This window comes from Leyella stercorea, assembly GCF_019052365.1.
Lineage (GTDB): Bacteria > Bacteroidota > Bacteroidia > Bacteroidales > Bacteroidaceae > Prevotella.
Genome location: NZ_JAHQUY010000127.1, coordinates 1 through 3577, shown reverse-complemented (window position 1 = coordinate 3577; position 3577 = coordinate 1). Strand labels below are relative to the sequence as shown.

General features: G+C 41.6%; 2 protein-coding genes. Both read left to right on the top strand.

The genetic code is table 11. From position 1 onward, the window contains the following. Nucleotides 1-877: 877 nt before the first annotated feature. A complete protein-coding gene (locus KTQ90_RS13800; RefSeq protein WP_254359712.1) occupies nucleotides 878-1522 on the top strand; it encodes a hypothetical protein in 645 nt (214 codons plus the stop codon). Nucleotides 1523-1676: 154 nt separating this feature from the next. Next, nucleotides 1677-3577, top strand: a 1901-nt coding sequence (locus KTQ90_RS13795; protein ID WP_302180525.1) for an HU family DNA-binding protein, incomplete at its 3' end; no start/stop codon positions are given.

Sequence of the window (3577 nt, the reverse complement as noted above, 5' to 3'; positions counted from 1 at the left end):
AGGATTGCCAAGCAGAGCAAGTAAAACACGAGTATCCGATGATTATTGTGATGAATGGAACGATGCCAAGAGGTGCAAGTTAGAATTTCTCATTTTTTAATAAGATTCCTACACCTTTATAATATAATAGCGTACAGGAGAAACGATTTTTGTCGTTGTACCGCACCGCCACAGGAGCAAGATACTGCTGAAAAACACGAAACAAAGAATATAGAAACAGAACAAAGCATAGTTGGAAAACAAGCACGCTCCGTCTGTCGGTTATGACACCTTATTATATATAGGGGTATCTTGATGTTTTTATCATAATAAGATACCCCTGTTTTCTACATGAAATCTCAAATTTGTAAACATACCCCCATCATAAAAAAATGAATAGCAAGTATTCCTGCTGAGTTTATCAAATCATGGCCATTGTTGTTGATGACGACTCTACCATCAGCTCATATATACCTTTCCGACACAAGCATATAGTGTTTTCATTTGTACTCCGAGTGTGTACAGTTCCAAACCATGATTTACATTCTAACATAAGAAACTGAAGCCGTGACCATTTGTGTATTTTTGCCAAACTAACTCCAGTACATACAACAGATGTAAAAGATTTCTGCAAAATTGACCGAAATCATAAGAAAAAAACACCAAACCAGCAAATTTCTTAAAGATTATATCCGTTTATTAAGATTATTTTTGTATATTTGCAGCATTATTTTGGTGGTAAAGCCTGTTGGCCTGCCACGTGACAATAGGACTTTTACGGAGCAGCCTATATCACAATTCTTCTCCGTAGTAACAGTCCGTTCTCTCTCACTGGTCTCTCCCTGCGCGGCAGAGGCATACGTTTTTATATTTTTCAAACACTCCAAATTGACAGCGCATGAGAAAGTTTACTTCTTTGTTACTGTTAGGCTTCGCTATCGGCAGTTTCGCGCAAACGCCCGGAGGAGTCAGCGGAAGCGAACTGTGGTTCAAGACTGCGCCTTTGAACTCAGACCTGCAAGGTTATTACCGTTGGCAGGATTTCTCTAGGGATTCCATACGGCTGATGCTATTGGACAGCCGTGGCGTCAAGTCTGAACTTACTCTTCCGAACAGTTCAGTCCATTACTTCAATTTCAATCCGAGTCTCTGGCTCGCAGGCGGATTCCGCAGTCTGAGTGCCAGCCTCAAGCTCAAAATTGTTTACACCCAAGCTGACCTAAGAACAATTTTTGATATTACTCCAGAGTTGTTTGACAAGGGATTAATCAGTCATTCGCTTGATAGTATAATCGTGGTGTCAGATATGAAATTTTCCAAATTCTTCGACACTATAAATTCTCTTAAAAAAACAAGTGAAATACATCCTTCTATAAATGTTCGAGCAAAAATTATATTCTATTTGAACGAGCAAATCTTGAATACATATTATTTAGGAATGTTTAATATATACTGTCAGAATGGAATATACGAAGTAAACGAAGAATTCAGAAATATGATTAATGCTATAATAAAAAAAAGTGGAAAGTTGCCTATGTATTGATTAAAAAACGTTATGTCCCGTTACCCATACAAGGGTAACGACCAATACCCTTATAAGGGTGTTCATCATTACCCTTATATGGGTATTAAACGGAGAGGGCAAGAAATAGGAAAAAACAACGTTAAATAATTGATAACCATAGACAATTAAAAGTATGATAGAGTTTGAAGTAAAATCAAAGACGCAGCCTATTGGCAAGCGTAAGGGGCAGACGGTGTACTTCGCCCAGCCTGTGTCACAACAACATCTGACAAACAAGATGGTAGTTGACCGTATCGTGCGCGAAACCTCCCTCTCGGCAGGTGACGTAAGCAATGCGCTCATCAGTCTTGATGCCATCGTGCGCGATGCCTTCGAATTAGGTCAGAGCGTGGATTTGGCAGACCTCGGCTCATTCCGCATCATAGTACCGCCAAAGATGATGGATAGCGAGGCAGAAGTTACCGCCGACAGCCTGAAGGTGCCGAAAATCGTCTTTACGCCAAAGGCAGCCATGCGTAACGCTGCAAAATCAGTAGAACTCCGAGTGGTCAAAAAGAAGAAAGACGGCAAGGAGGATGAAAAGGCGACCGAGCAGAAGTTCAAGTGGGACGAGGAGAACAGTCTCCTTGCTGCAGATGAGAACGGTTTTGTGAGCAACTATTTGTACGATGCCGATGGTGAGCGCACCGTGAAGACCAGCGGCGAGGGTGAGCTGATCTATGTAAACTCCGAGTTCGCAGGTGGCAGAACAAACACAGCCAAGTTCTCACTCTATGTATCTCCTTACCTCGTAGCAAACCAAGGCGGACGCTACACCAAGCACATCTATATTGGTAGTCAGCGTGTCGTTTCCAAGATTGGTGACTTTGACTCTTACGGTTCTGACCCACGCCGCATCCAGTATGCAGGTAGTGAGACTGATGGCTTGTCTGTTGATTATAAGGTTAAATATACTCAACAGTTGCAGGTTATCAAGGATAATTATGCAACCTTTGCAGTGCCGTACAATGGTGAGGACAACAACGACTATGTGGACGGAAAGGGCTTCTGCTGCAATGACGGCAGCTTGGAGGCTGCGCAGGCACGTGCTATGGCACGAGCAGCGAAGAACAACTTCCAAGAAGGCGATACATACGAGAAGATGCAGTTCTACTACCACCCAGACCATTTGGGTAGCAGTAGTTACATCACCAACCTTGACGGTGAGGTGGTGCAGCATATCGAGTATGTTCCTTTCGGTGAGGTGTTCATTGAGGAGCGCAATAATATTTGGAATACGCCTTATCTTTTCAATGCGAAGGAATTCGATGAGGAGACGGGATTGTATTACTATGGAGCAAGGTACTATGACCCGAGGGTGAGTTTGTGGATTAGTACGGATATATTGGAAGAGAAGAATTATGGAAATTCAAGTTATGCGTATACCTATAATCCAATTACTTTTATTGATCCTATTGGCACAGACACAATAAATATATCCTATGTTAATAAAAAATGGAAGATAGATGCGCCCATAATAGCTGATGGAAATGACGTCTTTAATGTCGCAAATGGAGATAAAAAAGAAACCTATGAATTTTCACAAGGAGAGCATGGGAAGCGAGTGAATTTGTTAAACTTGGAAATAGGTGAAACAAAAGACAGTTATACACTAGGAGTGTATCATATATCTGGAGAAGCAGATAATGGCACAGGGTTCTATGTTGCTCCAGGAGGAGAGCCAAGTACAAAGAACGGAAGTGGTCGAAGGATTCCTGATGGAACATATCCAATAATTAATCCGACGGCTGGATCACAATGGATAAAACCTGGAGTTGGAGGAAACGTAAGTAAGCGAGGAATCAGATTCCACTATGGAGGAACAAATCCAAGATCTTGGACAGAAGGATGCTTTGTTTTATCCTCTGGGTATTCTGTTAATGGAAATACGATCCATTATAATGCTGATGAATCAAAAACGGCATCAAGAAACTTTGACAATGCTTTGGGAGCCATAGGACATTTTTCGTATCGACCTAAAAGTAGGACCTATAATAGAGAAGGGGCAACTTTTAATGCTCCAACTCCAGGTTT